General features: G+C 56.8%; 8 protein-coding genes. 4 read left to right on the top strand and 4 right to left on the bottom strand.

Annotated elements, in window-relative coordinates:
• The first annotated feature begins 165 nt into the window (after positions 1-165).
• The 3 genes from AC1DUU_RS21335 (at position 166) to AC1DUU_RS21325 (ending at position 2,807) form a co-directional block, all read left to right on the top strand.
• Complete coding sequence (locus AC1DUU_RS21335) at positions 166-975, top strand: hypothetical protein (RefSeq protein ID WP_476785394.1); 810 nt, start codon at positions 166-168, stop codon at positions 973-975.
• Positions 976-1,996: 1,021 nt separating this feature from the next.
• Positions 1,997-2,563, top strand: a complete 567-nt coding sequence (locus tag AC1DUU_RS21330) for a tyrosine-type recombinase/integrase (RefSeq protein WP_476785393.1) — start codon at positions 1,997-1,999, stop codon at positions 2,561-2,563.
• 121 nt (positions 2,564-2,684) lie between these two features.
• Positions 2,685-2,807 (top strand): hypothetical protein, encoded by a 123-nt coding sequence (locus AC1DUU_RS21325; protein ID WP_476785392.1) that lies wholly within the window; start codon positions 2,685-2,687, stop codon positions 2,805-2,807.
• A 13-nt stretch (positions 2,808-2,820) separates the two neighbouring features.
• On the opposite strand, the gene AC1DUU_RS21320 is transcribed toward AC1DUU_RS21325, so the two are convergent.
• The 4 genes from AC1DUU_RS21320 to AC1DUU_RS21305 form a co-directional block, all read right to left on the bottom strand.
• Complete coding sequence (locus tag AC1DUU_RS21320) at positions 2,821-3,051, bottom strand: hypothetical protein (protein ID WP_476785391.1); 231 nt, start codon at positions 3,049-3,051, stop codon at positions 2,821-2,823.
• Between the two features lie 255 nt (positions 3,052-3,306).
• Positions 3,307-3,504: a hypothetical protein gene (locus AC1DUU_RS21315; RefSeq protein ID WP_476785390.1), complete on the bottom strand. Its 198-nt coding sequence runs from the start codon at positions 3,502-3,504 to the stop codon at positions 3,307-3,309.
• A gap of 467 nt (positions 3,505-3,971) precedes the next feature.
• On the bottom strand, positions 3,972-4,238 hold the full coding sequence (locus AC1DUU_RS21310; RefSeq protein WP_476785389.1) for a hypothetical protein: 267 nt from the start codon (positions 4,236-4,238) through the stop codon (positions 3,972-3,974).
• A gap of 312 nt (positions 4,239-4,550) precedes the next feature.
• A complete protein-coding gene (locus AC1DUU_RS21305) occupies positions 4,551-4,994 on the bottom strand; it encodes a universal stress protein (RefSeq protein WP_476785388.1) in 444 nt (147 codons plus the stop codon).
• Between the two features lie 423 nt (positions 4,995-5,417).
• Here AC1DUU_RS21305 and AC1DUU_RS21300 point away from each other — a divergent pair.
• The coding region (locus tag AC1DUU_RS21300) for a hypothetical protein (protein WP_476785387.1) at positions 5,418-5,662 on the top strand (245 nt) is incomplete at its 3' end.

Below are 5,662 nucleotides of genomic sequence, written 5' to 3'. Positions count from 1 at the left end.
GATGTAAAGCCCATGACCAACAACATCCGCGCTGTCATTTCGGTGTTGCACGGAATGGGGATCACCTTTCTCGGTGAYGGCGATAGATCCGTGGGTTTGGGTGTCTCTTTGAGTACAGAGGCGAACCGCACATAGAAAGACTGGTTTCACAACAGGGGGCGGAAGATGCCACGGCCTTATGTATCACGAGCCGCCATTTGGCTCGCTCTTAGAGGGCGCCCGCCGACGAAAMCGTCTCTCTTTGATGACGATCCACCGACCGCGAGCTACTTTTACATTTACCTCCGAGAGGAGAGCGGGCAGCGCCGTTTTATCGTTCAAGAGATGGACAAGGGCGGCGTAGGTGGGCTCTGGTTTGAGACCGAAAGGCAGGATGGAGAGGCAAGGGCTCTACTCAACTCACAACTGGCAAAGCTTCGCCCAACTTTTCGCTATCATTTTCGAGGCTACACATATCAGTACGAGAGTCCCCTTCGCCTCATCACCGCCCTGGCAACTTTGCATCCACAGCGGCATGTTATCCGCGACAAATATTTACAGAGTAAATTTAACAAAATTCCTCTGGTACGCGCAGACAGAATGACAGTGCTAAGGGTTTTCTTGGAAAAAACTCTTCGAAAATCCGACTTCTCGGCGTCATACGTCGGCCTCATGGACATTATGTACTCACGACGCTTCGTCTTTCATCCAGACGAGGAAGAAACGGGTGCCTATTATGAAATCTTGCTTGAATCACTGGTGACCTCAGGAGACCTACGGCGAGACAATGCGTTCTACCGCCTGGAGCCTAAGGCATTGGCGACGCTACAAAATTATGAAGAGCAAGAGCAACGGCATAGGGATATGGACAACCAACAGTCTCTATTGGGTTGGCTTACCGCAGCGCTTGTTATAGTTGGAATACTGCAAGTCCTAGCCACGGTGGTGGGTATATCTGGAATTCAAGCAGCTCTGGGTTTGACCGGCGCCCAATAGACGATGCGCAACCTCATTTCTCAGGTCATCATCAGGCGATGCAGTTTCTCGGTGAGTATGGCCGGGAGTAGCGACCTTCGGTATTCTCCAGGTATGTTGTCAGGCCTTCGAGGTCCTTCTGGTAGCGGGGATAATCCTTGTCACCCTCTCGCCCCATGTGGCGCTGGTCGCGATGGAAATGCTCCTGCAGCACGAAAACATCGCACCGCGCGCAAAACCATTTGTTGCCGCCATCTTCATGCTGATCGCCGTGTAGATAATATCGCAATCTCATCCCTCCGAGACCCTGGGCCTTATTTTTCGATAACTACCTGCCGGGTCAAGCCGTGGCCAGTCAAAGTTCAACTCTTGACCTCCACCCTGCCCTCGCTATCCTTCCACTAACCGTCCCACCAAGCCGGCCAGCACTCACCACACTGAGGAGAATAAAGCCCCAAGGCGCATGGTGCACCGGGAGCTTCTTTTGTGGGTGAGAGAGCTATGGGGCTCAAGCTGCTTCGCCGAGGTCAGATCTGGTACTTGCGGGGCTCCGTGTGCGGAACACCTGTCTACAACAGCACCAAGCTCAAAAGTCGCCGGCTTGCCGATGCGCTGAGGGTGCGCACCGAGCGCGAAATTGCGGAAGAACACGCGTTTGGAGTTAGCGCCACCAAGACCTTCGCCGACGCCGCAGAGGTGTACCTAACATCGGGCGGTAGCGGCCGGTTCCTAAAACCGCTGCTGTCTCGACTCGGCCAAAGCCGCCTGAACGCCATCACCCAGAACGATCTGGACGCAGCCGCTCGAGAACTCTACCCGAATGCGCAGCCAGAGACGCGTAACCGGCAGTGCTACACGCMWTTCGTCGCGGTCTGGAACGAAGCCGTGCTCAATGATTGGGCAAGGTCTAGGAAGTGGCGCCGCCCCCGCAAGCCAAAGGGCACCCGCATCGTTCGCCCCCACTCGCACCGGAACGTCACCCGTGGAGTACGAGCGCGCGGCAACCTTCGTTACTGCCATGTCCCCTGCCCCGGCGATGGTGATGACAGCGCTGTTCTACACAGGGCTCCGGCCGATCGAGCTTTTCGCACTCGAAACACCAGACATGGACATCGCGAAGCGGTGGCTGGTAGTGCGCTCCAGCAAAACCGGCGAGCCTCGAGGCGTACCATTGCATTGGTTTCTGGCAGAGTGGCTTGGACCGCTCGTCGAGCGTGGAGGCATTTTGTTCCGTACCCACAAAGGGCACCCTTACCCGCCTACCCAAGGTGGTGGCGGACAACTCAAGACCGCCATCACTGGAGCACGCAGACGGTCGGGCATCAAAGACATATCGCCCTATACAGGCCGTCACTCGGTCTCGACGCAGTTGGTCGTGAACGGCGTCCATCCGTACATCAAGGACCAAATCCTTGGGCATGCGGTCGACGACATGAGCCGGCGGTACACCCACGTGCCACAGCGCCCTTTGATTGAGGCGATCGACACACTGCCCGTTCCAGAATCATGGCGCGATCTGCCGTGGGTGTCTGACCCACTGAAATGGGCAGGGAGGTTGGTTGAAGGCACGGGCCGAAGAACGGTTTTGGGGCGGAACAGCGTTGAGTAAGATGTCAAAGCCCTCGAAACTACCAGCCAATCTACCACCGCGCGGCCTAGCTCGAGAGGAAGCCGCCGCCTATGTGGGCGTCTCACCCTCATTGTTCGATGAGATGGTCAAGGACGGCAGAATGCCTAAGCCCAAGCGCATCAACTGTCGCACAGTTTGGGACATCCGCCAGATCGACAAGGCGTTCGACAAACTCCCTGGTGGCGATGAGGATGAAGACGATGAGTGGGAGTTCGGTGCGTGACTCGGGCAAGAAATCAGCGGCTGTCCAACGCCCGAAGATGGTCGTGAAGTACGCTGATCTCGTCCCAGCCGTATTGCGCGCCCGTTTGCGTAACGATCTTTGCAGCGTGGTGTTGCTTGTGAAGCGGGACGTTCACTGCGTGCCGGATTGCATTGGAGAGATGATCAAACGCCATTCCCGGCAGCAGCCGGCTCTCAAAGAAAGTGGCAGGCTCGCTTAGGTCAATGGATGGGATGTCCTTCATCGCTGTATCGCCAATTTGGCGCTCGTTCGCCGCATAACAACGCGTAACCAGGCAGCATCGATCCAGAACCGGGTTGGTAGATTTCAAGTCAGGGTGGAGCAGCCGGGTAGCTCGCCAGCCTCATAAGCTCGAGGACGCAGGTTCAAATCCCGCCCTGCAACCATATCAGTGAGAGGCGTTCAAAACCGGAAGCGCATCACCACGTCCCTCGCTGGATGCAATCAAACAAGGCCGAGGTGGGCCGGTCGCCAGTCGTTAGTCTTCCTCAATCCCGATAAGTTCCAATATTTCATCGGGTGTCTCTGTGACCATGTAAACTGCCGGATCGACGCCGCCTACACAGTGAACCGCAGTGAAACGGGCCGACACCTCCCTGGAAAAACTGACGATGTGCTCGACGTTGATGTAGATGGTCGTGCCGTCTTTTCCGGCTAGCGTCAAACTTACGAACATTCTGGCCTCCCTCGGGTGAGGCCATATCCTCCCACCACTATTGCCGTGTGTCGAGGCTGACGCCGCCTTATGCCCCTCGTGCTGACGCCCTCCATACGCAAGCTGGGCGGTCTGGTTAGCCGAAAGCGTCCGGATTTATCCCAGACGATCTTCCGCTTCGTCAGCACTGAAAGAAGCGGATTGCCATCATCGTCAGTCCAATCCTCTACCTTGACCGCAATCTGACAGTGAGGATCGGGGTGCACCCGTCTCTCCAAGGCCATCTGTGATCCGAGGTAGTGCTGCTTTTCCTCAGGACTTAACTGCCGACTTGCCATGGCCGTCTCCGTGGATGTGACGCGTGACTTTGAAGCCCTTGCAAAACAAAAGCAAATCAGCCGAATTGCTAATCAGATGGCGGCCTCACCACCGCCCAAAGGTGACACCGAACAGTCGCCAGCCTGCTGGAGGCGTGTGCCCAAAATGAACTATTGCATCGTCGTGTTGGCGTCTTGATTGGGAGCGTTTCGAACCAGCGCAACATGCTGCAAAATTGCGTTCGCCATCGCTTCGGCCGCCGCGATTGGCATGACCACGAGGCCAACAACAACGCGGTCCAGGGCGTGCGGGTTTGTCGAATAGTCCGATCGGACAGCTTCGAATGTAATCCGCATATTCCCATTGAGACTGAGGTACCCCGTCGCGCCATCGGCGAATAAATCCGGCGCATGCGGGTTATTAAGCAGCTTGTCCATACTTGCTCCGTCGGTTGAAGCCACCAGCATCACATCGCTCCCCCCGAGTGTCGAGCCCAACCAGATCGGGACGGCGCACAGACGAGGCTAAGGCATGGTCGCGGCAGGGAGTGGGAGCATACATGCTACGCGCTGTACCATTGATGCTAAGACCACCGAAGCTGCCACCAAGCCGGGATGGGAAGCGTCCTGAAGCCAATCGAGCAGGTCAACGCGGGATATCCTCGCGCCGATAGCCAAGGACTGGGGCATCCCGGTCGCCTGCTTTATCACCAATCCCGCGCCGAGCCGGTTTTAACGTACGGGCGGCAATTATCTTACAACCAAAACAGGCACCGGACTGCTGGACACGACTTCGGCGGTTTGGCTTCCTAGAAGCATTCGCTGCATGCCGCGTCGGCCATGGGATGCCATCACAATCAAGTTGCATGAGATCTGTTGTGCCGTCTGCAGAATTGCCGGGGCGGCCTTGCTATCGGGTACATGGACCGTATCGGCCTCGATACCCAAGTTCTCCGCTGTCGCTTTTATCGAAGAAAGCAGATCTTCGGCTTCCCGCTTGCGACCTGCTGCGTAGCCGGCGATTTGATTGGGCGTGACACCCCAAGCCGCCGGGCCAGTCGGCACTGGATATGACCCGGTCGCAGTAATGATCGTGACCTTGCTGCCAAGCGCTTTTGCCAAGGCGAGGCCGTGATCAACGCCCTTCTGAGCGAGTTCCGAACCATCAGTCGAGATCAGGATATGCCTGTACATCGGGGCCTCAGGGGCGCGTTAAGGTGTCGGGCCTGAGAGAAGCACACATGGCACTGACCGACAAGCAGCAGTGCTTCATCGCCGAGCCACTAACCGCTTGGCCTACCACCAATACAAAGAAATGTGGCAGCCCCAGCGCCTCATCCACCCTTCGACTTCGCATACGCGTTTCCGCCACCCGTCAGCGTCAGCAGTTCCTCGTACTTGGCCCCACACCGGTCATAGACGCTCAGGCTTTTAGCTTTTGGGCAGCCCACGCGCGCGACAATCTCATCGAGCAAGTGCGCCAGTGTGCGATCACCCCCGGTTCGGAGCATCGCGTCTCGGTCGTATTGCTTCCACATCCCGCATTTTTCGCACGAGACGATGACCTTATTGGAGGGGAATTCAGACAGCATAGGCATGCGAACAAAATAGGAACAAATGCCTCGAGAAGTCAATCATATCGGGCTGACGCTTCAGTCTTTCACGCTGCATAAACGATGGGATCACGCCTCGCATGGCAATCAGGCGCGCAAACGCGGTTGGGGACTGGGGGAAGCTGCCATTTTGCTACCCTCTTTTCAAATGATGGGCGGTTGTCACACGGAGGATCTGATGTCCGGCGATTCCGAAAACGTTGAGTGCAATAAGTTTCTCGTGGTACCGCCCGACGGCCACCTATTCGA

This window comes from Aminobacter sp. P4_H6_2, assembly GCF_056400805.1.
This window is presented reverse-complemented; position numbering and strand designations above follow the sequence as displayed.